The following is a 25,221-nucleotide window of genomic DNA, read 5'->3' as shown; positions in this document are numbered from 1 at the left end:
TTAAATATTAAATATTAAATATTAAATATGTTATTCGTATCTAAGTGGTTCAATGCCGCGAGTACGATCAATATTCTCGGCCATTTGAATGGCTGCATCCAACTCGTTGATGCCATGCTCCTGCATGAGCTTGAACCGAGCTGCTTTCTCCTCTGGTTCGGTCATGGCCATGGCCAGGTATAAGCTTGGAGGGACAGCACGAAACAAGGCCTCCATTGATTTGGAGAGCACGACACCTTCACAATATTTACCCGACTCTTTCCTTGCCGACATCATCAAGGCTTTCTGCGCTGGATTGAGTTCGCGGAACCTTGCAATTTTCTCCACTTCATCTGGCGGCATACTCAGGCAGATCCACCACTCGATCATGTTCAACATGGGTTCAGCCGCCTTTGGCAGATCGTCCAGGTTTTGTGTCGCCAGCCAGAACCATGCACCGAGCTTTCGCCACATCTTGGTGATCTTGACCACGTAGGGAGCGAGTAGGGGGTTCTTGGTGATGATGTGACCTTCGTCCGTGACGTTGATGATGGGCCGTCCTAAAAACTGATCCCGCTCAGCGATGTTGTTGACGGTATTGAGCAGCGATAGATACGCGATCGAGAGTTGGGCGTTGTAGCCTTCGCGTGCGAACGTGGCCAAGTCGACGATTGTGATGTCGGCTTCCGGCCATGGTGTGCCTGTGCGGTTGAAGAGTTCACCATCCAGGCCTTGGCAGAAGAGATCCATTGCTTCAGCCATCTCCAGCACGCGGGTACGCCGGCCCTCTGGCAGTGCTGTATCAGAACCACGGGCTCGCAATGCATCTCTGACGTCTTGCGTCAGGACAGTTCGGTCATGATAGGCACAGCGCTGAGCGGCATCCAGAATGCTCTGTCGAATCAAGCTGCGATCGGCACGGGTCAGCCTTGCTTCTTCTTTTTCCTCGCCTCCTGTGATCATCAGGCGCGCGGTAATCTCCAGCTCACCTAAAACGTCGCGTTGCTCGTCGCCCTCATAGGTCTTCGCTGCCTCGTCTAACTGATCAGCGTCCAGTGTCTCAATTTGCTCCGGTGTTTCGACCAAGCGGCGAGCATCTGCAAATGGGGCCAAACTCACACCGGCGCCAGGCGACAACTTCACATGGTGAACTGCTAGCCCCAAACGCTTGGCGAATTGCGCAAATAGACCGAAGGAATTGCCGGCCTCGACGATGAACAGTCGAGGCCGGTAGATCGCCGTGATCTGGTTGAGGATGTTATTGAGTGTTGCGGATTTGCCTGAGCCAGTGGGGCCGAACAGAAAGAGGTGCGCGTTCATCTGTCGATCCAACCGGTTCAGCGGATCGAAGGAGAGGGGGCCACCACCGCGATTGAAGAACGTAATGCCCGGATGCCCCGTACCCTGACTTCTTCCCCAGACCGGTGCGAGATTGGCAGCGTGCTGAGCAAACATCAGTTGGCTGTACCACTGGCGTTTGTCCTTTGCTGGATCAAAAACACACGGCAACCAACGCAGGTAGCTATTCAGCGGCGCTACTTCGTCATCTTCACGCACAGGCTGCAAACCTGCATTCAACATCACGTTGGCCAATTGCATGCCGCGGGCGTCGAGCTCCTGCATGTCTTTACCACGCAGATAGAACGCCAGTGTTCCTCGGTAGAGTTTGTGCGAGCTTCCAATGATTGAACGGGCTTGAGAAACGTCCTGACGCGTTTGCTCTGAGTCTAGCGTTTCACCAACGGACTTCTTGCTCAGATGATTGAGATGAGCCTCCAGAACATCCTGAGGCGTCGCTATAAGCGTAAGGCACATCAACGTGTCTTCAGGCATCTGGTCGAAGTAGGTATTGATGGCGTCGCCTTTGCGCGTCTCACCGGTCAGGTGCCCGGTGTGAGGCGCATTTCGCAAACGATCCATCAGCATGACTCGGTGAGGCATGCCATCAAAGTACCAAACACCTTGTTCTGCATCAGAGCGTGGTTGGCTGAAGAACATTCTTTGAGAAAAGTCAGTGCCACTGGCCAGCTCGAATTCACCTGCTTCGGTTTCGTCAGGGTAAGCGGTCAACTGATAGAAGCGTTCCCGGTCAGTAGGGGATTCACCCAGCAGCGTTGGGTTGGGGTTGAACCAACGTAACATCCAGTTGTGGATGCCTGCTGCATCAAGGCGCTGAGATTTGATCCCTGTACTGGTCAGCCCGGCCGTTAACCTTTCACACACCAGATCTAGGGCTTGTTCGGCTGTCTGCCCCCGTTTCATTGAGGCTGTATCGGTAGCTCGACGGTAGACGACCATACGCACGCGGCGGTTCTGACCTCGCCAAGGCAGGCGGGTGAGGGTGGTGTCCTCAAACAGACCACCGGGCTTGGCGATAGCATCTAAGTGATGCGCAAAAAAACGCAGATAGAAGTCGCTGAAGGCGGTGCCTTTTGCCCTAGGCTGAAAGTATTGGCGCAATGTCTGAAGGTAGCGATCCCAGTTGGTTTCGTCCTGAGCATAAAGCTGTACGACCCAAGGGTTGTTGTCTAGTTCTTCGAAACTATCTTGCAGAACATTTTCCAGAGCATCCCTTGCTTCAGTCAGCCATGCACTCTCGCGTCCTTCGGTACCCAGGGGCGTCAGCTCGAAAAAGGCGGCGACCGATTGGCCGTCTTCGAGCAACATGCACCGGCTGTGCGGCAGATACTCCACCCATGGCAGTCGATCGACGAAGGATGGGATGGTGCTGTAGAACACGTCGTCCTCTGTTTCGGTTACAGGTCTTCGGTGACCCACTCCGGGCTCGGGTACACCGCATTTCGCGAGCTTTGCGATGTATTGATGCCATACGTTGGACTCCTGCACATCAGGGGCTGGATCATTGCGTCTACGTCTGAAGAACCCGTTCATCAGTAATCCTCCAAACGTTCACCTGGCATGGCGTATTGCACACGCTGATGCAGTGGAAAAACGGTGCTGTAGCCAGGCACCGGCACAGCTTCTGTTCCAGCCCGGTGTGGAAATACGTACATGACCAAATCTGGATTGGGCAGCCGATGAAACTGACGCTGGATTTCTGTTTGAGCAGTCCGCGTATACGGCTCTGTTGTGGACGGCACTAACGGCTCAGTCAGTGCTCGTCTTAGCGCTTGCCTGGCATCCAGCAGTTGCTGGCCAGCCAGCCCGTTTTGAGCACCACTGGTTTGCTGGTTCCAGACGTCCATCATCGTGTGGCCGTCATGGGTCAGCAGATCTTCGGTATTTGTTGCGCAGCCCGACAGGGTCGCAACGATCAAGCTTACGACGCTTGTTTCAATCCAGTTCCGTAGTGACATGGCGACCTCCAAGGGTGTGATCGACTTTGCGCCCTTGAGCGTCGTAATCGAAAGTGAGGGGTTGTTCGATGTGCACAGCCACCTGTGCACCAGGATCGACATAGACGGCGGCGAAGGCCTGGCCATAGAGTTTGTTGACCCACTGTGAGATGTCTTGCACGCCACTGGCCAAAAGTCGGTTCATAGCCTCACTTCCAGAAACACCCACAGTGCCCAGTGAACCGCTCTGGTTGCCGGCATAGACTGTGTTGTTACCGTTGGATTTGATCATTGAGGCGACCCCGACTCCGGCGGCGGTTATCAACGCCTGCGTCCCCAAATATTGCTGTGCGTTGCTCCGACGTTTGCCAGCTACGCAAGGTATCCCGTGCTTGTCGCTGATCCAGCCCAAGCCTTCTTGAGTTGCACCACTGTTGGACGAGTTTTGCTTGCTGTCTCGGGAGTCGTTGTCACTGTCGCCCGGCAACGTTCGGATGGTGCCGTCTTGGAACACGAATGTGATTGAACGGATTTGTCCTCTGACGCAGGAAAGCGTCCAGTCACCGGATGCCGTGCCGCTGACAACCGCTCCGGCGATCTCAGGCAAGTCGATGCCATTGGCCGTCAGGTTGTCTGCTCCAATCAGCACCTTGAACGGGTAGGGGTCATTGACGGTGCCATCGATGGGTATGCGTCCTATGAGGGCTGTCATTGCCACGGAACCCATGAGCGTTGCATTGGGAGGTACCGTGTATGTTGGCGTAGCATACGGTCGTTCCAAGCCGCCTGAGGCTTGCGAAACGATTGAGTCGGCCATTTCACCCAGAGTCTCTCGTGCAGGACCGAATTGAGTAGGGAAATGGATTCCCGTTTCGTTGGAGCCTGATGGATCTTGGGGTTTGGCATCTTCAGGCTCGATCCAGCGCACACTATTGCTGACGCGCGCTCCATCACCATCTTCAAGACCGAATCCGACAGGAACATCCATTTCGGCCCTTTGATGACCGAGGGAATCCAGTCGACGTTGAATCTCTTGCAGCAAGCTTTGGGTTTCAGTGTCGCTGTTCGACTCAGCGCGTTCGTCATGCATCCGATGACGTTCCTGCTCCAGCGCGAGCCGGATACGTTGCTCCAAGGTTTCTTCAAACCGACGTAGTGACAGAGAATCACCAGATCGCTGATCCTCGTTTTGGACGTTCCGCAATTCGGCACGAAGCTGCCGTACTTGGGCCACCAACGTGGCGACTGTATCGCTAGGTGTGTCACCTTCGAGGCCGAGAGCCTTCATTTCCTCGGGGGTAAGTTGGCTTTCGATTTCCACCGGATCAGTGGACGTGGATTTACTGTTGGGCAATAGCTTCACGATTATCAGGAGCACAGCGAGTAGCAGCGGAACCATCAACCACTTGAGCAAACCATTACTTTTCATGGATCACCTCCTGGGCTGCAGCCTTATCAGTCGGCAAGTTGAGAGCGGCGTCGACCGGGCTGATAGTGGGCAGGAGTGATTGCGCCAGACCGTGTCCTCGAGTTGTGACGTAAACCACGGAGGTGTCCAGGCTGGAGCCTTTAGGTCCAAGGTAGGAATGCTGGAAGGTAGCTGTGACAAAGTCTCCCAGTAACTGCCGGGCATCCAGATCAAGGGTGAGTGTGGTCTGGTTGCTCAAGCGGACTGCGGTCACCCAAAGATCCTCAAGACGCCAAGCCGCAAGTACTTTTGTGGTGACCGGCAAACTGGGTATGAGCAGATCAAGAGAAAGATCAGTCGCGACATTGACTCTACGCACACCCGGCAAAGGCTCTACCGTTCTCAACGGGGCGTAGAGATTTTGAGCGGCGTAACGCGTCAACAGAACGGAAATAGTGGGGCGTTGTTTCGGGGCCTGATTGAGGGAAGGCCGTTCTGACGCACTGGACGGCGCTAGATGTTCGCGTTGTGGTGCTTCAATGATTCTGATGTCTTCCAGCTTTGACTGTCCCGTGGGGGTGTCCTGTGCCGCGATGTCGAGCAGGATCAGTTCTCCCGTAACGGCGTCCTGCAACTGCAACCGGGTCGGCTCTATGGGCTCTTTGGCCAGTAGGTATACAGTCCCTGCTGCACTTTGTACCCGTAGCCGATCACCTACTGTGGCGGGTACGCCCACGCGAACGTTGCGCTCGACGAAGACCACGCGTTCTTGGCCGATCTGTAACGGTACCGCCAAGGGGAGGCGCTCCCAGCGCATGACCTCGAGGGCTGAAGCCGTGGAGACGGCGAGGGGGAGGGCAATTCCTGATAACGCTGCAATCAGGGATCGTTTCATGAGGCATCTCCCAATGGACTATCCGCTTTGCCAGAAGCCGGTGCAGGCGTTGCGGGCATGACAATGCGTTGTGGCGCGCCGTCGTAGCAGTCCAGTACCAGGCCGAAGGGGTTTAGTTCAGGATCCATGTCCAGGCGCACGACCTTGATGGGGTATCGCACGAGAGCACGTTTGATATGTTCTGCGCCGTAGTACTCGTCTGCGTTGAGATCGAGGGTGACAATCCAGTCTTGATCGGAGACCACTTTGACGCGGTTATCCGGATCGTCTCCATAGCCTCGCCCAGGTATTTCGTAGACCCCGCGAGTACGCTTTCTAAGCTCACCGGAGCGTCTGCGTGACTCGTAGTCATGCTGAAAGAACGTACGACATTCAGGCGTCAGGTAAGCCGACAATGATTGAAGATTGCGGCTGTAATCTTCTTCACCATCCGTTGGCCAGCGGTTGAGCTGTTGGAATATGTAGAAAGTGAATGCGTAGACAGACTCAGGAGGGACTTCCCACCATTTGCGTGTACTTCCCGAACGCAAATCTGGAGGCACATGGATCGTGAGATCTCTGGGTGCACTCCACCATCCGGCACCAAGTCCCAGCGCTACGATGAGTATGCCTGCCGCCCCCAACCGTAACGTTCGCACATGAGATTGCAGGTGCAGAACCTCGTTCTTGAATCGGCTCATGCATCACCTCGGCGTACTGCCCAGAAACCGGTGCGGGTGATCAAGTTCCCTGCGCCGAGTTGACAGGCCAATGCGGGGCAATTCTGAGCGATCCTCCATTGGAGTTGTCGGTAGAGCCAGGTTTCGGGCTTGCCACGTTTATGGCGCCGAAGCAATCCGCCAACAATGAAAAGGCCAGCTGCAATCAAAACGACAATTGTGGTGGGTATGACTGCAAGGCTGCTGGTCAACCAGGCGAAAGGGATTCCGAGTCCCAAGCCCGCTATTGCAGACAGGCCGGTACAGATCCAAAGCTCGTCAGCGGTCAGTCCGCGGACAACAACGGGTTGTCGATTCAGTCGATGAGGTAGGAAGGAGATTGTGCCGTCAGCGGTATTTAGATGTGGGGTATCCATAGCGCAATGCCCTCACAAAATGCCGGTGGCTTTGGTCAGCAGCCAAATTCCGACAACCAGCATGATTGCACCTACTGCGATACTCAGACCGAACTGACCCCAAGTGGATTTACCTGTATGAATCTCGGAGTAGCGCGTATAGGCGTGGTAGCAGACTCCGATGAACATGGAGGCAACGACCAGAAGTGCCACGAGCATGACGATGTCGTAGCCGTAGTTCTGCATCGTCTCCATAATGCCTTTGCCGGCGCCACGGGATGGATCCTCCATGGTTGGCAATTTCCCCTTGGCTTGTGCGAGGGAGGGAAGCATCGTTGTATGAATCGAAAGCAGCGCGATAATTCTGCTTGTGCAGAGTGAGTTCCAATACATGGGGAGATTCCTGTGGCTCATGAAAGGAGAACAAACGTCAGGGCCAGGTACATCGCGATAAAGCGAATCACCACACCCATAAATTGGCGTTGATTCAGGCGTTGCTCAGCCCAGCCGGAGTACGCGGTTCGGATAGCCCAGGCACCCCATAGCAACAATGCTGCGAAAACCAGGGAGGTCAGCACCGAAGCTGTAATCGAAGGGCTCATGCCGCCGTTTGCCTGAAACGCTGTGATCTGGCTAGCGTTCATTCGGCTGAGACCGTTTCATCGCGATAGTTTGCGTGCAGAGCTACCTCGTCCCGTGGTACCGCGCGCTGAGGAGACAGGTATTGCTGGATACCCGTCCGGACTCGGTGGATATCTGCACGCAGGCGGCTGTAGTTGAAGTGGTAGCGTGAGGTATTTAGATCCAGAACAGTGTCGCCGGCGGTTGCAATCCGTTCGATTGCATTCAGCTCTCTTATCAATGTCGCCAAGCGGACGTTCTCTTCAGCCAGCCCATGTGCTGTTGCTGTGTTTTGTCCCCCGAAAGCGCAATTGAGCATGAGGAAAAGCAGGTGTTTTTTGCGAAGCCGATTAGCCATAAGGTTGAGCTCGTTTGATCCTGTCAGACGGCTCGATGGTGGGATCAACCAGGAGGTACTGCCTCAATCAAACCGTTCTGCCAGGTGATCGGATTGAGTACGTGCAGATGCTCGACGGGGCATGGCAATATGCCTCCATTCATTAAGGCGTTTGACTCAAGGAGAGTCCAATGGCGATACCCAATGATGCGAACTGCTTTCCTGCGGGAGTCAGCCTAAATCAGGTTGCCGGATTGATACTGCCGAGTACCGATCTGGTTTTGCTTCTTACCAAGGCCCGAGAAGACTACGACTGGCCCTTCGGCACTGGCGCGATAGACAGTCAAAGTGAGGTACTTCAGGTTGAGGTTGACGTCGCGAAGTGGCTGTCCTGTTTGAATGAAAACACCGCTCATCAAATTGTTTGTAGGGTGTCTTGCTGGGCAGGAAACAATCTGCGAGCGAAGATTAGGATTTGGAACGCCTCAGCTGCTGAAAAGCGAGCGATGTTACGCGCAATCCAGCTATGTCTAATACCAGGTCGCGCTCAAGAGGGGATCGATGCACTTTCTCGCTTGCCGGGACTGCGTTTGGTGATCGCTTCCAAAATTTACAGATTTCTCAAACCTTGGGAGGGGGCCGCAGTGGATCGCCACGCTTCCTATTTCTTCAACTCCCTTTCGAGAACTGGCTTTGGTACGTCGTTTGTGCGTGAGTGGTCAAGTAAGGCTCGAACTGGTAGCCGGTTGGCAGCTTACACAGCTTCTAGGCACCGTCGAAACCTGAGTGAATACATCGACGTTTACCTGCCGCTGCTTGAGCGTCTAGCCAATTTTCTAAACCACACCAAGCATGCTTTCCAGTGTCCTGTCACGAGTCAGATGAAATGCTGGACGCCGGCGGATGTAGAAATGGCGGCTTACTATTGGTGGGCAAGGAACGGGTTGAGGTGATCAGATAGTTTCTGCGCCATTGTTCGGGCTAGAGGTATTTCTTGAAGCTTCGGGATGTAAGAGCCACGGCCGTGCCCAGGCAGGCGGCCCCCGGCACAAGGATCAGTCCAGCATCAACGCTCATTGGAACGGCAAGATAGAGGATCCAAGGCAGCGTTGCCAAAGGCAGCAGACATGCCTTAGCCCGGTGGTAGAGATACCCCGACTCCCTACCTGCACCGAATCGTCTGATGTCTCTGCATACAAGTCCATCTACCAATCCGATAAATGTCGCAATGATGAATAGCGGTAGTGATAGAAACAGCACGAGCAGTCGAACCACGAACACGAGCACTGTAAAGGCTGCTGCGATCAAATTTTTCTCAATGTGCGTGTAAAGTGTGCCCACATAGTAGCGCGCGTTACGCGGCCCCTCTGAATGTACTTCTGAAGCCTTCCAAGATGTGATTTGCACTGATTTTTCGATCCCTGTTTCAACCATCACTGACTGATAGGCTAACCGGATCAATTGGCCAGCAGAACGTCCCGGCTCTCGTACCAGCGCACTACGCTTAAAATCCTTGGACAGCTGTCCCAGTTCGAATTCGTACATCCGTTGCGCATGGCGCCATCCTTCTTCTGGCCAAAAGACATACATGCCAACGCACTCAATCACGATGCTCAACAGCAACGAGCCAAACAGCACGGCTGCAAATCGAAAAGGCAATGTCAGCAGCCCAACGAACAGACCTCTCTGTTGCAGTTGCTGACGTTGAGCTGTTGATGCAGGTTCGCTCATTGGACTGCGGACTCACGTGGCGCGTCTTGATTCAGTAAATCGCTCGGGAGAGGCGCGCTCTGATCCTGGACCATCACTGGGTTCCACCAATCATTTGCCGGCACATAGCGCTGACGCATGTAATGGGCCATCTCTTGAAGATCCTTCGGCATTGCCTCATCAGGATCCGGAGCGGGGAGGGGCATCCGAATCTTCCAGAGCTGGCCACCTTCGATCAATCCAAAAGCCTGGCCCTTGGGCAATGCCACGACATGAGCTGGTTCGATCATAGGAACGCTGGTCGTCGTGACCCTGTCCTGTGTATTCGACGTGAAAGCCGTGTCGCCGTGCGGGTCTGAACTGTCGGTGGCAGCACTCATTACGGACGTGGCGTAAACATCGACATTCGGCAACTGTTTGGTCAGTAGCTCGGCAGTTGCAGTCTCGCGAACCCGCAGCATGAACAGGTTGTTGAAGTTGCCGATGACCTGACCCGCTTTCGCTCGATTACCAATTCGTGCTTCGATGTCACTGAGCGTCTGGGTGTAGGCCGTGACTTGGATGCCAGCGCCGCCACCTTTATTGATCATCGGAATGAATTCGTCTCCCATCAGTTCATTGAATTCGTCGGCATGGACGTTGATTGGGATTTTTTTGCCAGGCTCAGCATCTGGCAGACCGTCGTCGACTCCAAATTTGTAGATGTGTCCTGCGACAGACACCAGATCCGCGAACATGGAGTTGCCTACTGCCGAGGCCACCTCAGAGTCTGAAAGTGCATCCAGGCCCACGTACACGATGGCTCGTTTGCGGATCACCTGCATCCAGTCAAAGATCGGCCGAGGATCATCCAGGTCTATGTAATCCGGGGCCAGAAGCTGCGCGATGTCGCCGGTGGTGAGTTTTTCCAGTAAGGGGAGGAGGGACGCGACAATTTTGTCGAAGTAGGTTCGATCGTAACGTACCGCGGAGCGTAACCCGTCAAGTACAGGGTCATACAATCTGGCGTGTTGCAGATACTGCTCGATCGCCACCACTCGTTTTTCGCGGCCCATCATGTGTCGAGGCGTGTTCTTCTCATTGATCTTGGCTTCCAGCTGAACAATCACATCCCACGCCTTGCGATCGTGCTGGGCAAAGAAGTAAGCCGCGTACTCAATGAATAACGCATCAATGTTGATCACATGACGCTGGATCAGCAGATAGTCTGGACGCTGCCCCAGCTCCACGAGTGCCCGGGCGATGATGTTGACGAAGCGCCACGCAAATTCTCGAAATGCCGCAGAGTTTCCCTCCCCAGACAGTTGCCCGGCGATACGGGATGCAACCTCAGTGATTCGTCCGAATCGGCCGATTGCGTTGTAGCGGGACGAGATCGAAGGCTGTCCCAGATGGAACACATAGAACTCGCCGTCACGTCCTGCACGCTTGGCTTCAACGTACATTCGCTTCAGGAGATCTGCATCGCCCTTGGGATCAAATACAATGCAAACCTCACCACGACGAATATCCTGAGTGATGAACAACTCGGCTAGCCGGGTCTTGCCGACCCGAGTCGTGCCCAGCACGAGTGTATGACCGACCCTTTCAGCCAAGGGGAGGGTTACATCGACCTCGCTAGGCTCAACAGCATGCAGCCTGGGCAGACCGCCAACTGGAGGCAGTGGTCTGACTGGATTCAGTGGATGGTCCCAGCCGGTGAGGCGGGGCAGCTGTCGCAGCGGATAAGGAGCAAATTCCAATCCTGCTTCGAGTCGACGCGCCATCTGATACATCACCGATGGTTCGACATATCGCCGAAACTCGGGCCTGTAAGTCTGCATCAACCTATGGGTATGACGCTGATCCCACCGAAAGCCTTTGCCAACAAATAGACGCTGATGACTGACCGGGATATCTCGACTGGTCATTACGTAGCGCGGTAATCGCCTCATTTGTCGGCGATACCGCAGCACGACACATGCCTGCTTGAGGCGGATTGCAGCCAGGGCCGCACAACTGCAAGCGGCCCCAACGCCAATGGAGGGCGTCAGTGCCAATGACCAGGGCGCTATCAGACAGAGAACGGCAGCTGAACTGCAGGCTGCCACGCTGTACAGTTCAACCGCAGGTCGCAGTAGTGTTTCAACGGCATGATGCTGTGCCACCGTTATTGCTCAAGTCGGTCAGCGGTGATCAGGACCGGGTAGTGCTGAAGTTTCAATCGTTGTGCAAGATCATCCGCTGACACGGGCGACAGCATCAATCCCGGCGCGATCCGGCGCAAATGCTCCAGCTCCGCTTTGGATTGGACATTGACGACCAGACCGACTGCTTTGAGTGCTGTCAATCGTGAGTAACGCTGTTTCAACCACGACTTGGACAAAGGATCATCACCGACCAGGAAGAAAGTCGGCAGTCCTGCTGCCCCCAGTGCTCGAGATTTGACGGCGCCGGGCGTTAAAACTTTCGAGAGGACTGGCAAAAAATCCTCTTCGCTATAGCGGGCATCTGCATAGCGGGGGGCGATAGTCTCAGCTGTACTCGTGCCACAAAAGAACGCCCATGCCACGGCCCCCCATACAAGCCTCATCCTCATGGTCGACTCCCATCGACTACAGCCAATTGATCTAGGTGCTGAGCGATATGGTGTCGATATCGAGCTGCAATTGGCCCACCTGCGGGACGGTGGAAACGACCGGCTGCGGACAGCCAGTTCTCTCCTGCGCGGTGCTGCTCGCGCAGTATGGTCGCCGCAATTTCGAGATTGTTTTGAGGTTGCAATAAGTCGCAAGGATGCCGATAGAAACGCCGTTGGTGTCGAAGATTGATTTGAGTGAGGCCAGCGTCAATTCGATAATCTGGCACCTGTATCAGCGCCACTCGAAGTGCGTGACAAGCATCAGCCTGACTGGAGAAATATCGTGCTTGGCCGGCGATATTCAGTGTCCAAGGCCACGGAATGCTTTGCCCTCGCAGGCTCACTGCACTCTCCTGCAGCGCCACCGCAAAAAGAACGTTCACTGGGACCCCCATCCGTTTGGCCACAATGCTATACGCCGGAGGTGGAAACTGTGCGTATTGCGCCAGGCACCACGGAGCAAAATTTAAAAGTGAAAGACATGTGGCCAGTCGCAGCACTGGGCTGCGCATCTTCACTGCCGTACCCATTTGCCATTGACCTTGCGCATGATTGCTGGCAATGGACCTTTAGTAGCGGTTGAAGACCATCGGCCATTGTCATGATTGATAGATATGATCCCGTCGCGGACGTTGCTCGGGTGAATCCCAGCCTTTTGCGCCCACTGACGAATGCGATTGTCATCCTGATGGCTGTTCACAACGTAGAGGTCGAAGGGTGTGCCAGAGGCTTGTAGCTGTCTGACTGTCGTTTCGCACTCTGGGCAGTCGTACTGAACAAAGACGGCCTGTCTGGTTTTGGATTTGCTCATCAACGGACTGGCGATTGGCGAAAGGTTGACCAGTGCCAACTCTGGGTAGCGTTGTTTCCAAGCTTGGTCATACGCACGTTGGTAGGCGAGCAGTTTTTCAACTCGAGTGGCTTCTGCTTGGACTTGGAGTAGTGCGTAGCGTTGTCGCTCTGCGTCCGTGGAAGCTTCAATACCCAATGCGCTCAGAGGATCCAAATTAGGGGAGTAAGTGCCCAGCGGCCCCTGCATCAAATCGCGGAACCGTTGTAATTCTTCTAGCTTCAACCCCCACTGCTGGGCCAGTGCAGAGTTCATTTCTTCCTTGGTTGTGACAGAGCGAAGCTGGGAGTTTGCCTCGACGCAAACCTGCTTCACCGGTTCCTGGGCTTGAGCGGCGAAATACACTGGCCACAGCAGATACGGCAGTAATTTCATGTAGACCATGGAGGCACCTATCGAATAGTCAGACGGAGTGTTTGGCCATTAGCCGTGAACACAGCGCTCTGTTCCTGGATTGCCTCAAATCTCCATCCGGCGTAGCTCTCGCCACGCCTGATGAGTTGGCACTGCTCAAGTGATTGAGTCTCTAGTGGCCCGACGGACAGGAAGTGCTCATCACCGCGTAGTTCTTGCCCCAGTATCTGAAATAGGAGTACCTGTGGTTTTTTCGGTTTGCGAGGTTTGTGCTTAGGGGGGGCGACGACTGTCTGTGCCGGTGGCTGATTTTGATTCGATTCAAGCTGTTGCAAGCGCTGCAGTAACGTTGCCAAGTCGGTTTGAGTGGCTACGCCCGTTATCACGTTCGCGAGTTCAGTGAGCCGATCATTGAGGCTGTCGTTCACCAAATTGAGATCTGAATAGCTGACGTCACTCTGGAAGTGTGGCGCCCGCGCAACATCTGCCTCCAAGGTCATGACTCGATTGGTCAGATGTTGCTGATCGGTAAGGTCAGCCTTAGCCTCTAAACGTTGAGTCAATCCGAAGAGATAGATTTGGTTCGCAGAAAGCGCGCAAAACGTCATTGAAACGATGATGGGAGACGCCCAGCGAGTCGCGCGAGTGCGTAGGTTTGCTCTGTTTGAAAGGGTGTAAATCATTGGAGTGCCTCCAGAGTCGCAGACTGGGGTGCAGGGATACTGCTGGTCGCTTTGGTGAAGCAGACATGCCTGAGTTGCTCATCGGTTTGTAATGTCCAGGCTGTCCCGACAAGCAGATGAAGAGCGTCACGCAGGGCAATTGGTCCCAGCTTCAAATGCGCGGCGGGAAGCGGGAGTGCAAACAGGGCTGCGTTTTCGCTTGTTCGTTCACAGAGGCGATAGCCAGTGCGTAAAAGGGCATAGTGCAATGCATCACCGACGGAGATGACCCAGTTCCCGGGAAGATCGATGTCGATGACTTGCAGCAGAAGATCTTGTTTCGCAGCATCCGGTTTGAGCTCTACCAAGGTGTAGCGTCCATACCGTTGAACAGGAATGTGGTGTATTGAAGGATGTTCAACCACAGATGTATTGATTGGCGCGTCGGGTAACGGCTCCGCGGTATGGCAACCAACGAGCGATATGCTCATTAGCGTGAGAGCAATTAGGCATTTGTGAACAGCTGGCATAGGCCGGACTCCTGAATGTGATCATCAAAAGATCTCAATCAAGTAGGGCGCTCGCAGCGATCAATCGGTAATTGCTCGTCACCGGATTGGGAAAAAAAACGGCCTCAAAGGAGGCCGTTGTGATGAAGATTTGAAGTGTTACTTGCGACCTGACCGCAGGTCTCAATACTCTTCAGGAAGAAGGATGGTGGTCACACTGCGATCAGCTTCGGTGATGATCCAGATCTTCAGTTCCGCATTGATGTTGTAAACCGACATCAGTCGATTGCCGTCTATCAGTGCGTCCTCGTTGAGCTGACGATCTTCATCGCAGACGTCTCCCCAGTCGCCCTGCATGTGCCGGCCGAAATAGTGGAATGGATCTAATCGGTGCGCTCGCATCAGTGCGTCGACGCCTTGTGTAATAACCAAGGCACCCAACTCGGACATAGGTTTTGCTGATTCGCTGAATTTGATAACAATCATGGTCTGCTGCCTGTTCTAACTTGGGCCATGACATCCCCCTTGGGCGTCAGTGCCCAAGAGGGGGGGGGGGAAGTAAAACGTCAGTCAATAGACGACGCTAAGTAAAAACCAAGACCCGTTTTCGGATCTGAAATCAGGTATAGGGAGCACCAGGACCTGCTGGATCGGGCTGGAGCTTGAGTGCTTGAGATGTTTCATTGTCAGGGTTGCCGTCAGATTCAGTTGGCTTGTGCTTGAATATCAAAATACCGTCGACTTTGATCCAATTCAGGAGCAGCAGTCGAGCTTTGAAACTCACTCCCAACTGCCCTGCGTTAGTGCCTTTGGAGTATGTGAACGTATCCAGCCAAGGGTCACCAAGACGAAAGCCCACCAGTACTTTCATGTTTTCTTCGAGCGCTTTGGCACATCCGCGGACCAATTGTTTTGCCTCCTCACCGGTGACCCGTAGATCGAACCGACGATACTCCGGACTACTAATGGGGCCGTTTAGAGCAACAATGTCGCACGCTAGGAATGATTGACCTTTCTTAACCTTCACCTCGCGTATGCGATTGAGATAACCAACACCTGTGATATGAAGATCGAAGTACGACTCGTCGCCGATTGGATTACTCAAGATATGCCTCCAGATTAAAAAGTTATGGAGGCTTCGATCCCGATAGGGGACGACAGCCCCCAGTGGGTAAATGGGTCAGATGACCCTGGAAAATGATGTTTTGAACTACCAGGCGTGGTAGTGCATGATCAGCCCGGCGATGACATCGCGCTGTTCAAAGGTCAAAACTCCAAGGTCAGATAAACCTCTGACACCCGACTGCTTGAGCAGGCTGCTTCCTTCCTCCGCGTTGAAAAAGCTGACCAATGCTGCGAGGAAAACCCGCTCTTGGTGAGTCAAAATCTCGAAGTTGTTCTTGACCACTTGCATGTTGGGACGCAAATGCCACCTGCAGTCGGATTTTTTGAATCCTTCTTGACTGCCATCGCCAAAGAAGCGAAGACCAGCGATTCCAACACCCTTTTTCCAGGCAAAGAAGAAAGCGACCGAGGGACTGCAGACGGAAGGTCTGTTCACGGGCGTTTGCAGCGATTGCGTGGAGAGTTGGGACAGGGACGTTTTCATGGGTTAACTCCTGAAGATCAAATGAAGCGCTATCCAAAAGGGCTTGCGCTGCGAGAGACAGGCATCAACGCCGATTAAGGCGTACATCCGCAAAAATGATGCTGAGCGGACTGGGCAAGGTCGGCGTGAAGTTCTCACGTCGCAGCCTTGAAGACCTCGGCTGCCTGGGCAGACACTGATCCAGAATCAGTGATGCGAGGCCCAAGAATGCTTCTCGCGTTTTCAGGTGTCAGCGATCAATGCCTTCAGCTTCATTCCCGGATTTTGATAGTTCTGCCAGCAGCCGTTTACCGATCCAGACAAGGCAAGGTACGGCCATGGTGTTGCCGATGGCGGTATAACGAGGGCCATCGGCAGCCATCAATATCCAGCCGGTTTCTGTAGGCTCCCAAACATCCTCGGGGCGGCTGCGGCTAACGCGCTTTTGCGCGTAATGACGGCGAGGGATACGTGTGTAGCCACTGGGTAGTCCTTGAAGGCGCTCGCATTCCTGAGGCAGTAATCGCCGTGCTCTATGACGAATCCTTTTGAGGATCGCAGAGCTGTTTGTTGAGGCATTGCGATCTATTCCACCATCAGTTGGAATGCTTGCTGTATCAACGCTTGAACAAACAACAATCGCAACATCGTGGTTGCATGTCAGGGTAGGGCAGCACTCAAGGTTTGCTTCCGCGCCGCCCTGACCGCTCGACATTCCATAGGAGTTGGTGAATGCCCGTACCTCTAGTCCATCTCCGTGTGCGTGAGTGCTTGTTTCAGAATCGCCGGGAGCATCCGTTTGCGGCGTGCGGTCCGGCGCAATATCCCGGCGCGGGCTTTCGGACTCAAAAAGTACCGCGGCGGGATCGAAGTCCTTTCGAGCACTTGCGACAAGAAACACACGACGGCGTCGTTGGGCCACGCCGAAATATTGGGCATCCAAGATGCGCCACGCGACTGTTCTTTGTGGACCAAACACAATACCTGCGTGCGACCATGTCGCCCTTGGCGGATGCAGTTCGCATTCTTCACCAGCCAATGCTCCAAGAAGGCAGCCGAAGGCGTTTCGCTTGTCACTGAGCACGCCGGGGACGTTTTCCCAGACAACAATTGACTTGGGTTCTCGACGGCGGTTTCGGACTTCATCGATGGCATTAGCAAGCTCCACAAACTTCAAACTCAACGCGCCTCTGGCTGCTGAAAGACCTGCACGAAACCCTGCCACGCTGAAGTCTTGACAGGGAGTACCGCCGATGAGAACGGGTGGAGCCGGTATGGTTTCATTGAGTACCTTGTCGCTGAGTAGCGTCATGTCACCCAGATTCGGAACACCCGGGTAGTGATGGGCCAATACTGCACTGGGGAAGGCATCGATTTCAGAGAACCAGACGGGCTTCAATCCGAGCGGCTGCCAGGCGACGCTTACTGCTTCAATGCCACTACACACGCTTGCGTACTGGGGGTAATTCTTAGGGTATTTCATATGCTATTCCTTCGCTGTTGCGCGTCGTTTTCAGCCTTTGCAGTGCCGATACGGCGCAGTGGGAGAGAAGGGAAAAAGGGGCCGAATTGAGCTTCGGCTCGGAACCAAGGAGCCACCCATGAGCTGCACAACGCATAGCGGGCGTCATTTCCATACGCTGTTACAGATGTCATGCCCGACTCCTCTAATGGCTTGAGTCGGTATCGTGAGGCACACATCCGCGTACAAAAGGCACCCGTTGTTTGACCGGTGGGTACCGGCACTGATTACGTCTTCCCTGAAGGGTCTCCTTATGGCCTTCTGTACTGGAGGCCATGAGGAGACCTTTCAGGTCAGCTTCAACCAACTTCGATAAGCTGCTGGCACAGCTAGGACTGAAAAGCCTTTCCCGCCGTTACTGCCAACGGCATAGTAGGCGTGCACGCCATTTCAGAAAGGAAGCGCGTGCTAGGGCAAAATCGCTCAGCCACCTTTAGGCGGTGAGCGACGACGCGTTCTACGGTGAGTTGTGGTCAGTGTTTGCTTGGCAATCGGTAAAACACCGTGGCAATCCGGGTAACGACAGCATGACCAGAACGCTCCATGTTTGCCGTTTCGCTGTCGCATGCTTGCCCCACAAAGAGGGCAATTCGGTCCACCCGGCGTGTGGAGCGACAGTGTTGTTGTTCGATAGTGCTCAACAAGTTGCGTGACCCAGACGGTTTGCTTGGCGACAAAACACTCCAGCGTCAGTTGGCCGGCTTCAATTTTATCGAATGCCTGCTCCCATATCGCGGTAGTGGCCGGATCTGCAATAGCCGCGGGTACTGCATCGATGACGGTGTACGCGGCGTCCGCTGCGTGTATTGAACGCCCCTTTGTGTAGAGATAACCACGGTTCAAAAGTCCGCTGATGACGTTCGCACGTGTTGCCTCAGTACCTATGCCCGCGGTGTCCTTCAACGTTTGCTTAAACCGAGGATCCGTTACGAGCTTGGCCACGTTTTTCATGGCCTTGACCAGTTCACCCTGGGTATAGGCTCTGGGCGCCCTTGTCTTGAGTGCGTGGAGCTGGAAGCACTGGATCAAGCATTGATCATCAACAGTCAGTGCTGGCAATACCTGCCCACGCTCGGCTGCGTCATTCTCATCGACGATCAACCCCTCCATTGCATTACGCCAGCCCTTGACCACGATGCGCTTGCCGTAAGCTTGCAACCCATGGCCTTTGCAAACCAGTTGTGCACAGGTTCGGTCATATTCGTAGTGGGGCAGGAACTGGACCAGGAAGTGAGCACCGACCAGACCGTATACCAAGCGTTCTTTCTCGTTCAGATACTCTAAACGTACAGGCTCAAGTGTTGGGATGATGCCGTGGTGAGCACCTATTTTTCCGTCATCCCAAGCGCGAGAGCGTTGCTGAATATTCGCAGACTGAGCCAGCTCTCGAAGACTCGGGTCGCTACTGACCATCGCCTTTAAGACATCTTTTGCTTCAGCCAACATGCTTTCAGGCAGGTAGCCTGAGTCAGTTCTGGGATAGGTGATTGCCTTGTGGGACTCATAGAGCGATTGAGCAATATCTAACGTTTCCTGCACACCAAAACCAAATCGACGTGAACAAACTTGTTGCAACGTACTGAGATTGAACGGTAGCGGCGGAGCTTCACGAACTCTGTCCGTCTCTACGGCCAAAACCTTGGAATTTTGAGCCTGCTTCAGATCTTGAAGGGCGGCTTGTGCTACAGCTTGCCGGATACAGCGACCAGAGCTGTCGGCAGCACTCTCGGGGACCATCCACTGTGCCGAAAAGATTGTTCCAGCAAAGCACAACTGAATCTCAATGCTCCAAAAAGGCGCGGGTACAAAGCGTTCAATTTCACGATCACGATCGACCACCATTCTTAACGTTGGTGTCTGCACTCGCCCCACTGATAAAACACCCTCAAGACCACTGCGCCGACCTAGCAATGTGAACAACCGGCTCATATTCATCCCGATCAGCCAGTCTGCGCGTGCGCGGGCTAATGCAGAGTGGTAGAGCGGCAGGGTTTCACCGGCTGGCCTCAAACAAGAAAGCGCCTTACGTATAGAAGCGTCATTGAGCGCCGACAGCCACAAGCGAAATACTGTGCCCTTGTACTGGAACAGATCAAGCAACTCCCGAGCGATCATTTCACCTTCCCGATCGGCGTCTGTTGCGATGACAAGCTCACGCGACTGAGACAGCATCTGTTTGACGATCTTGTATTGAACGGCAGTGTCTTTTTTTACCTCGACGCGCCAGGTCGTGGGAATAATCGGCAAGTCATCGATTGACCAGCGCTTGAAGCGCTTGTCATAAGCTTCCGGTGGCGCTGCTTCAACCAAGTGTCCGATGCACCAGGTCACTGCGACGGCATTACCGTTGTAGCATCCGTTGCCCCGTTGATTGGCGCCCACCACACGGGCGATATCTTTGCCCTGAGAGGGTTTTTCACACAGAAAAAGTCGCATGTCATGACCTGAGTTTTCACTGAATGACGTACGAAGTTCACCGCGTGTGGGGATTGGTAGCGAGGATGAAAATGAAATTCGCTGTGCCCCATTCATGTCAGGCAGTAGCGGTCATCCGTGGGGTATGAAAAACAGTCGAGAGTCCTTGCAACAGAAGCTTCGTCCTGTGCCGCGGCGCGAACGAGCATGGACGTCGGTGGACTGATGGCCGTGCAGAAGGAGGGCAGATGGGGCAATGGAGCGACTGTTCGCTGGTCCAGTCGCTCACGTGAGAAAGTGTTGAATCAATGCGGCTGTTCGCCGCTCTCAGCAATCGGACGGTTTTGTCCCGAGCGTCACGGTTTCTAACCGATAGGGCAGTATGCCCACCCGCCGAGCCTCGATTTTGAACGTCACCCGAGTATTCTCGTCCGCGTCCTCCCATTCTTCTTTGACCGTGCGGCCCTCGACCAGAACACGCATCCCTTTTTGATACAGGCTGCTCCAACGCTCCGCATCGCGATGCCAGATTTCGACAGGCGCCCAGAATCCGCCCCGGTCTTCAAACTTGTCCTTGTTCGGTACAGGATTATCGAAGTAGATATTCAGGCGAAGCAGACGCCGTGGCTCGTCGTTTCGATTGTTGAACTCCCGAAACTCGGGCACGGAACCAATATTGCCTTCACCAAAAAAATGGGTGCTCATCAGTTGTTCTCCGATGTAATTGCGCGTTCATTGAGGCAGCCTTGATAGATCGCTGCTGCCTCCGCCATCTTGTTGGCGCAGTCCTGAGCCTGGCGGGCCAGTGTATGGGTCAGACTGATTTGCATGTTGAGCAAGATCCGTTGTTGCTCCATCGCATAGAGGTCATCAATCAACAGGTTTGGTGTTTCCTTGTTCTCCATGCATCGTATCCAAAGCTCGACGCCCATGGTCGTTCGCTCGGGGTTTCGCCAGCGCAGGTAGGTCAACCCTGCGCCCGTCATGTGAGGCGTGAGCTGGGCCTGCAGCAGGTTGAATGGATAGTGACGCGCTTGTACCAGGACACTTTCCATCGCCAGCCTGATCAGCCCGTCACGAATGCCAATGCATCGACTGGCCCAGTCCTCCAGATCCCCCTTACCTTTAAACGGCTCGAAAAGGCCTTTTAGGTAGGCTGTCTGTTCCAGTTGCTCAAAGTCGCTTTGTTGCAATGGGCGAAAGTAGTGAAGTCCCATCAGCGCTGCTCCTGTGTCGGGATAACTACCTGAGCGTCATGTTCTAAGACACGGGTTTGATCAAAGCTGCCAGTTGGCGCGTCAACATCGGCCTCATTAGTGTCTGGATGCTTCGCATCAGCAGCAGGAGGCCGCACCAGCGGCGGGGCGAACCGCGAGCGCGCTGATCCCTCAAGCACGTCCTGAGGCACATCGCCAAAACGCTCTCTGGCCTTTAGCGCCGCTGGGTTATTGGATATGTAATCGCCACGCTTCACGCCTGAGGCTTTGAATTGCTGAGCCAGACTGAACAGACTGCGTAGCGCATGAGCGCCTTCGTTGAGCAGGTGCTCAAGGGTTCGACGATCTATCAGTGCAGTGTGATGGGCTAGAATCAGGCGTCGTGCTAGGTCGTCATAGTCCGCCAGTAAGTACACGGCCATGAAACCAAGCTGTGCATTGACGAAAAGAGGCAGTCGGACCGGGTGCACATTGAGGTTTTCTCCCATGCTCAGGGCTTCAGGAACTTCGGAAAGTGCAAGATCAATTTGTTCACGAAGCACTTGGATAGATGCTTTGGTGACATTCAGTTTTTCTTCGATTCGAAGCATCCACACATCCGCGTAGGGATCATCCAATTCGGCGGCGCGCTTCATTTTGTTCATGACGGCGATGAAGCCATTGAGCCCAATGATTGTGGCCCGACCCTGCGAGGCGTCGCGGCCATGCCAAATTCGAGATGCGTGATGGGTATGCAGCGTCAGTTGCATGCTGCTGCGCAACGTACCCAGGTTCAGTTGCAGATCATTCGCCATAGAAAGAACACCCACGGAACAATGGAAGGGTGCCCAGCTTTAGGGTGCCGGCCGGCGCTGTCTGTGAACAAAGTGCAAGCCGCCCAAGCCTGATTTAGCTATCCCCAGGGGATAGGTACCAGAGTGGTCAGCATCCGACGTCAACGCGCCCACTCTTTAAACGGTCGCGGGATGATCCACACACGATAGGTATACGTGCTGTGCTCCCGAAGCCAGCATCAGACCAACCCCTGAGCGATCCAATCCTGAACAGTTGACCAGATCACTGAGGCGGGCAGCGAAAGCTCTTGGGCCAAGTCGAGCGCAAGGTCCAGCATGGCAGCGTCGTCCTGCAGATCGATACGACGGGCTTTCAACTGTGGATGCCATTGCTGCCAAAGCAGCGTGTCTTGTTCCTCGCTGAGTGCCGGGTGCCGCCCCTTGCGTTTGGGCAGTCCAAGCACATCTCGTCGAAGCGCCACTTCCTGGTGGGTCAGTCCGTAGAACTTGCTCACCATTTCTGTGCTGGCACCCAGACGCAGCATTCGATCAACGATAAAGATTTCCTTCTCTACACCCTCTACCTGCGTGAGAATCCGCTGCAAAACATTGCGGTTGATTTGAACAGTGCACCAGGGCACTCGTGCGTTCAGAAGAACGCTGAGTAACGCCGGTTCCTTTAGAGCCGCCAGATCTTCATCAGCGAATCCCATTGTCTTGCAACGACGTAGCTGGCCGTTACGCAGATCGTGTAGCGCTTGAGCAATGACGGCCTGATTGATGGGGTGAGGTGAAGTCACACGTCCTCCTTTGAATACATCGTGGCTGTAGGGCCCGCTTCTGACTTGTGATCAATAAGGCGGCGGGCCAGTCGAATCAGACGAAAAAGCTTTACCAGGCTCGCGTCGCTCAAGCGATCTGAATGAGAAGCGGATTGTGTAGAGCCCACCAAAAGTGGCCCGATGTTTACAGGGGCCAAGGACGAGGCCACTCCTGTTGTCAATGTTTGCAGTAAGTCGACCAAACTTGAGGCCGATATTTGGTCGGGTGCTTCATCGCGGTCACAGCGAAATCCGATGCCCTCGTCGACTTCAGTGATGAGGTCGACCTTTGCCATGTCCTGGCAAATCTCGCGAGCAAATTGGCTGATATGGGTTCTTAGCCGCTTCGGCTCATCCAGGTCTGGTTCGATGTCCCAGATGTCCGAAATCGGGAACAGACTTCCTTGTGAAAAGGGATGGATGTCAGCGGCCGGTGAGGACTCTCCCGAGACGCATTTTTCGACAGCTATCAGGGCCGAAGCAGCACCCTCGCAATTTTTGGGAATGCTGCAATCAGGCGAATCAACAGGCACAGGGTTATCAGCACATTGCTCAGGGGCGGACAACGTCGCCTTGTTATGACCGGGATCATCCGAACTCAGCGCCAGCTGTTCTGGTATTGGTTTAGATGGAGGCGCAGCCATTAACGCCTGTTCACGCGTTGCGCTCGACTCCGATTCGAGCACCAATGTGTCGTAGTCCATGCCGAGAAACTCAGCCATCTGGCCGACGATCTCATCCTCTACACGCGCGCTGTTGAACTCGCAGGTGCGGTCGTCAAACATCAACAAGACATCATGAAAAAGTGATGAGAAATCGGTCCCAACGCTCTTTCCCTTGACGTGCTTCTCCCAAATTCTGAAGTAGGATCGACGCATAACCGCCAAGCGCTCCACCTGATGACGACCAAGCCCTGCATACAACACGTTAGGTATTGCAGGCAGCAAAAAATCGACGGCATCACGCATGCGGCTGATATGAGATTGCTGCACTGGATACCCGTCCGCCGTTAGTCGCCTGGAAAGTTCGGATTGAGAGAGACGTGTACCGCACTCCTGTTCGTACAGTTCTTTGGCCTTTTCCACGCCAAGCGCGCGTTCGATGAAGGTCAGTCCACCACGCAGTTCATTTTCAGCCAGGTGCCCGGTTAACGCCAAAATCTCACCACGTTTTGACCAGGGTCGGAACAAGCATGACAGGTGAAAATACCGGTCGTTTCTGGTCTCAGACCAGAGTTCGCGCAGAATCGATAACCGGGTATTGCCACCGTTTCGAATACGAAAGCAATGCTCACCTGGGCGTCGAGTAATGGGAGGAGGGGCGTCAAGTCCTCGCTCCCGTATGGAGGCTTTGATCTCATCGTATTTCGGATTGCGCGTGACCCTGGGGTTGAGGTCATAGGGACTCAATTGATCGAGCGTTACGATCATGGGGGTGTCGACCTCAGGGTCAGCCATGACGTGAGATTGTCTAGTACCAACTACCTCCGGCACGCTTGCTGGTGGCTTATTGAAGGAAGTCGATTGCGGTGAGACGCTCATGACCTTCCTCAGCCACGCTCTTTAAGTCGATCGGCAATCCATTGATCAACTTCCATTGCATCCCACCCGACAGCCCTGGCACCGAGCCGCACAGACTTCGGGAATTTCCCTTGACCCATGAGGACATAGATAAATGCTCGTTTCAGGCCGGTTTTTTGTTCAACGTCCAGGCGCCGTAGAATGCGACGCTCTGGAAGTGAGGGCGGCTGCTCAGTATTCAACGACATCACAGAATCTCCTTTATGTTCAGAAGCAACTGATGAAAGTGTGCACATTCAACGCATCGAGAAAAGGCAAGTCACTGCAGATGCAGTGGAGCTATCTGTATTTGCCTTCTTCATGAATAAGCGCTCAATTGACGTTTGGCGTCCGCGAATTTGGCCCACAACGTGCGCTCCGTAATACCCTGGCGGCCACTGTGGTGCGCGATCAATGCGCTGATGACTGATTCGAGCGTGTTGAAGACCGAATAACGGATGCCGCCGGGTGAGTGCCCCAGCAACAGCGTCAACAAGGCTCCAATGATGTTCAGGTAGGTGGTTTCAGCTCTGCTGTTCAATCGAAGCTGAGACTCTTCCTGGCTGGTTCTCTGACGAGTCACAGATCGCGACGTGAGTGAGTGAATTTGCTGCAAGAGCACTTGAGCGGCTGCCTGATCGATGGCCTTTATCGGCAAACGTTCTGACTCGTCGAACAGGAACGCCGGTTTTTGAGCCGGGTAAGCCAATGCTATCCAGCGCTTCACGTCCACGTGTCGAACTGTCAGTTCAGGCGACGTCAGTAAGGCAGAATCGTTTTGGGTTATACCGGCTTTGCCGTAGGGCAACTCCCCATGCCGCATCGCATCGAGAAGGCGTTCGAGATTCAAATTCAGTAGCGGCCAATCGCCGGAAACTCCGGCTGTGAGGGCAGTGCCTTGCGACACTTGCTCGAGAATCTCAGGCTCGTGCTCAAGCAAATCGCTCCAGCGAACCGCCACTTCTATCGGGTTGTAGAAGACCTTGGTTGCATTGAGGGGGGTAAATTGGTTCATGAGTCGTTCCATGGCT

Annotated in this window: 29 protein-coding genes; 1 reads left to right on the top strand and 28 read right to left on the bottom strand. The window is 54.2% G+C overall.

The window, feature by feature from the left end:
• Positions 1-30 precede the first annotated feature (30 nt).
• From CAF73_RS05355 to CAF73_RS05315, 9 genes are read right to left on the bottom strand one after another with little or no spacing between them, the layout of a single operon-like run.
• Positions 31-2,871 (bottom strand): conjugative transfer ATPase, encoded by a 2,841-nt coding sequence (locus CAF73_RS05355; protein ID WP_085702163.1) that lies wholly within the window; start codon positions 2,869-2,871, stop codon positions 31-33.
• Complete coding sequence (locus tag CAF73_RS05350) at positions 2,871-3,296, bottom strand: TIGR03751 family conjugal transfer lipoprotein (protein ID WP_085702162.1); 426 nt, start codon at positions 3,294-3,296, stop codon at positions 2,871-2,873. Before CAF73_RS05350 ends, CAF73_RS05355 begins: the two co-directional genes overlap by 1 nt.
• Positions 3,274-4,704: a TIGR03752 family integrating conjugative element protein gene (locus tag CAF73_RS05345; RefSeq protein WP_085702161.1), complete on the bottom strand. Its 1,431-nt coding sequence runs from the start codon at positions 4,702-4,704 to the stop codon at positions 3,274-3,276. The genes CAF73_RS05350 and CAF73_RS05345 overlap by 23 nt, the downstream gene beginning before the upstream one ends.
• Positions 4,694-5,578, bottom strand: a complete 885-nt coding sequence (locus CAF73_RS05340) for a TIGR03749 family integrating conjugative element protein (protein WP_085702160.1) — start codon at positions 5,576-5,578, stop codon at positions 4,694-4,696. The genes CAF73_RS05345 and CAF73_RS05340 overlap by 11 nt, the downstream gene beginning before the upstream one ends.
• The gene (locus CAF73_RS05335; protein WP_085702159.1) at positions 5,575-6,258 is read right to left on the bottom strand and encodes a PFL_4703 family integrating conjugative element protein; all 684 of its coding nucleotides are present in this window, start codon (positions 6,256-6,258) and stop codon (positions 5,575-5,577) included. Before CAF73_RS05335 ends, CAF73_RS05340 begins: the two co-directional genes overlap by 4 nt.
• Positions 6,255-6,653: a TIGR03750 family conjugal transfer protein gene (locus CAF73_RS05330; protein WP_085702158.1), complete on the bottom strand. Its 399-nt coding sequence runs from the start codon at positions 6,651-6,653 to the stop codon at positions 6,255-6,257. Before CAF73_RS05330 ends, CAF73_RS05335 begins: the two co-directional genes overlap by 4 nt.
• Before the next feature lie 12 nt (positions 6,654-6,665).
• Entirely contained in the window at positions 6,666-7,025 is a 360-nt protein-coding gene (locus CAF73_RS05325; RefSeq protein ID WP_139834812.1) for a TIGR03745 family integrating conjugative element membrane protein, read from the bottom strand.
• Between the two features lie 17 nt (positions 7,026-7,042).
• A complete protein-coding gene (locus CAF73_RS05320; RefSeq protein ID WP_085702156.1) occupies positions 7,043-7,276 on the bottom strand; it encodes a TIGR03758 family integrating conjugative element protein in 234 nt (77 codons plus the stop codon).
• Positions 7,273-7,611 carry an RAQPRD family integrative conjugative element protein gene (locus CAF73_RS05315; RefSeq protein ID WP_085702155.1) on the bottom strand — a complete coding sequence of 113 codons (339 nt, stop codon included), beginning with the start codon at positions 7,609-7,611 and terminating at the stop codon, positions 7,273-7,275. Before CAF73_RS05315 ends, CAF73_RS05320 begins: the two co-directional genes overlap by 4 nt.
• A gap of 170 nt (positions 7,612-7,781) precedes the next feature.
• Between CAF73_RS05315 and CAF73_RS05310 the strand changes: the two genes are divergently transcribed.
• On the top strand, positions 7,782-8,543 hold the full coding sequence (locus CAF73_RS05310) for a hypothetical protein (RefSeq protein WP_085702154.1): 762 nt from the start codon (positions 7,782-7,784) through the stop codon (positions 8,541-8,543).
• Between the two features lie 28 nt (positions 8,544-8,571).
• Here CAF73_RS05310 and CAF73_RS05305 read toward each other — a convergent pair whose 3' ends face one another.
• The 19 genes from CAF73_RS05305 to CAF73_RS05220 all read right to left on the bottom strand — a co-directional run bounded on the left by CAF73_RS05305 (position 8,572) and on the right by CAF73_RS05220 (position 25,205).
• Positions 8,572-9,321, bottom strand: coding sequence for a TIGR03747 family integrating conjugative element membrane protein (locus CAF73_RS05305; protein WP_085702153.1), 750 nt, complete (start codon positions 9,319-9,321; stop codon positions 8,572-8,574).
• Positions 9,318-11,447, bottom strand: a complete 2,130-nt coding sequence (gene traD / locus CAF73_RS05300) for a type IV conjugative transfer system coupling protein TraD (protein ID WP_085702152.1) — start codon at positions 11,445-11,447, stop codon at positions 9,318-9,320. Before traD ends, CAF73_RS05305 begins: the two co-directional genes overlap by 4 nt.
• Positions 11,448-11,449: 2 nt before the next feature.
• Positions 11,450-11,851: an integrating conjugative element protein gene (locus CAF73_RS29630; protein ID WP_256574623.1), complete on the bottom strand. Its 402-nt coding sequence runs from the start codon at positions 11,849-11,851 to the stop codon at positions 11,450-11,452.
• Positions 11,852-11,874: 23 nt separating this feature from the next.
• Positions 11,875-12,432, bottom strand: coding sequence for a transglycosylase SLT domain-containing protein (locus CAF73_RS29625; RefSeq protein WP_139834817.1), 558 nt, complete (start codon positions 12,430-12,432; stop codon positions 11,875-11,877).
• 2 nt (positions 12,433-12,434) lie between these two features.
• Positions 12,435-13,154 carry a TIGR03759 family integrating conjugative element protein gene (locus CAF73_RS05290; RefSeq protein ID WP_085702151.1) on the bottom strand — a complete coding sequence of 240 codons (720 nt, stop codon included), beginning with the start codon at positions 13,152-13,154 and terminating at the stop codon, positions 12,435-12,437.
• An 8-nt stretch (positions 13,155-13,162) separates the two neighbouring features.
• Entirely contained in the window at positions 13,163-13,807 is a 645-nt protein-coding gene (locus CAF73_RS05285; protein WP_085702150.1) for a hypothetical protein, read from the bottom strand.
• The gene (locus CAF73_RS05280; protein WP_085702149.1) at positions 13,804-14,316 is read right to left on the bottom strand and encodes a PilL N-terminal domain-containing protein; all 513 of its coding nucleotides are present in this window, start codon (positions 14,314-14,316) and stop codon (positions 13,804-13,806) included. Before CAF73_RS05280 ends, CAF73_RS05285 begins: the two co-directional genes overlap by 4 nt.
• 162 nt (positions 14,317-14,478) lie before the next feature.
• Entirely contained in the window at positions 14,479-14,781 is a 303-nt protein-coding gene (locus tag CAF73_RS05275) for a hypothetical protein (protein WP_085702148.1), read from the bottom strand.
• Between the two features lie 133 nt (positions 14,782-14,914).
• On the bottom strand, positions 14,915-15,400 hold the full coding sequence (locus tag CAF73_RS05270) for an STY4534 family ICE replication protein (RefSeq protein WP_085702147.1): 486 nt from the start codon (positions 15,398-15,400) through the stop codon (positions 14,915-14,917).
• A 105-nt stretch (positions 15,401-15,505) separates the two neighbouring features.
• Entirely contained in the window at positions 15,506-15,904 is a 399-nt protein-coding gene (locus CAF73_RS05265; protein WP_085702146.1) for a hypothetical protein, read from the bottom strand.
• 229 nt (positions 15,905-16,133) lie between these two features.
• Complete coding sequence (locus CAF73_RS05260; protein ID WP_085702145.1) at positions 16,134-17,366, bottom strand: DNA cytosine methyltransferase; 1,233 nt, start codon at positions 17,364-17,366, stop codon at positions 16,134-16,136.
• Positions 17,367-17,828: 462 nt separating this feature from the next.
• A complete protein-coding gene (locus tag CAF73_RS05255; RefSeq protein ID WP_085702144.1) occupies positions 17,829-19,841 on the bottom strand; it encodes a DNA topoisomerase III in 2,013 nt (670 codons plus the stop codon).
• Positions 19,842-20,147: 306 nt separating this feature from the next.
• A complete protein-coding gene (locus tag CAF73_RS05250) occupies positions 20,148-20,525 on the bottom strand; it encodes a single-stranded DNA-binding protein (protein WP_085702143.1) in 378 nt (125 codons plus the stop codon).
• Positions 20,525-21,037 carry a DUF3158 family protein gene (locus tag CAF73_RS05245; RefSeq protein WP_085702142.1) on the bottom strand — a complete coding sequence of 171 codons (513 nt, stop codon included), beginning with the start codon at positions 21,035-21,037 and terminating at the stop codon, positions 20,525-20,527. The genes CAF73_RS05250 and CAF73_RS05245 overlap by 1 nt, the downstream gene beginning before the upstream one ends.
• Positions 21,037-21,831 carry a PFL_4669 family integrating conjugative element protein gene (locus tag CAF73_RS05240; RefSeq protein ID WP_085702141.1) on the bottom strand — a complete coding sequence of 265 codons (795 nt, stop codon included), beginning with the start codon at positions 21,829-21,831 and terminating at the stop codon, positions 21,037-21,039. The genes CAF73_RS05245 and CAF73_RS05240 overlap by 1 nt, the downstream gene beginning before the upstream one ends.
• A 218-nt stretch (positions 21,832-22,049) precedes the next feature.
• On the bottom strand, positions 22,050-22,610 hold the full coding sequence (locus tag CAF73_RS05235; RefSeq protein ID WP_085702140.1) for a DUF2857 domain-containing protein: 561 nt from the start codon (positions 22,608-22,610) through the stop codon (positions 22,050-22,052).
• Entirely contained in the window at positions 22,607-24,172 is a 1,566-nt protein-coding gene (locus tag CAF73_RS05230; protein WP_085702139.1) for a ParB family protein, read from the bottom strand. The genes CAF73_RS05235 and CAF73_RS05230 overlap by 4 nt, the downstream gene beginning before the upstream one ends.
• A gap of 8 nt (positions 24,173-24,180) precedes the next feature.
• Complete coding sequence (locus CAF73_RS05225) at positions 24,181-24,399, bottom strand: AlpA family transcriptional regulator (protein WP_085702138.1); 219 nt, start codon at positions 24,397-24,399, stop codon at positions 24,181-24,183.
• A 110-nt stretch (positions 24,400-24,509) separates the two neighbouring features.
• The gene (locus CAF73_RS05220) at positions 24,510-25,205 is read right to left on the bottom strand and encodes a hypothetical protein (protein WP_085702137.1); all 696 of its coding nucleotides are present in this window, start codon (positions 25,203-25,205) and stop codon (positions 24,510-24,512) included.
• Positions 25,206-25,221: the final 16 nt, after the last annotated feature.

It is taken from the genome of Pseudomonas sp. B15(2017) (genome assembly GCF_002113215.1).
In the GTDB taxonomy this organism is placed as follows: Bacteria; Pseudomonadota; Gammaproteobacteria; order Pseudomonadales; family Pseudomonadaceae; genus Aquipseudomonas.
The sequence above is the reverse complement of the archived record's forward strand: the minus strand, read 5'-3'. Positions and strand labels throughout refer to the sequence as shown.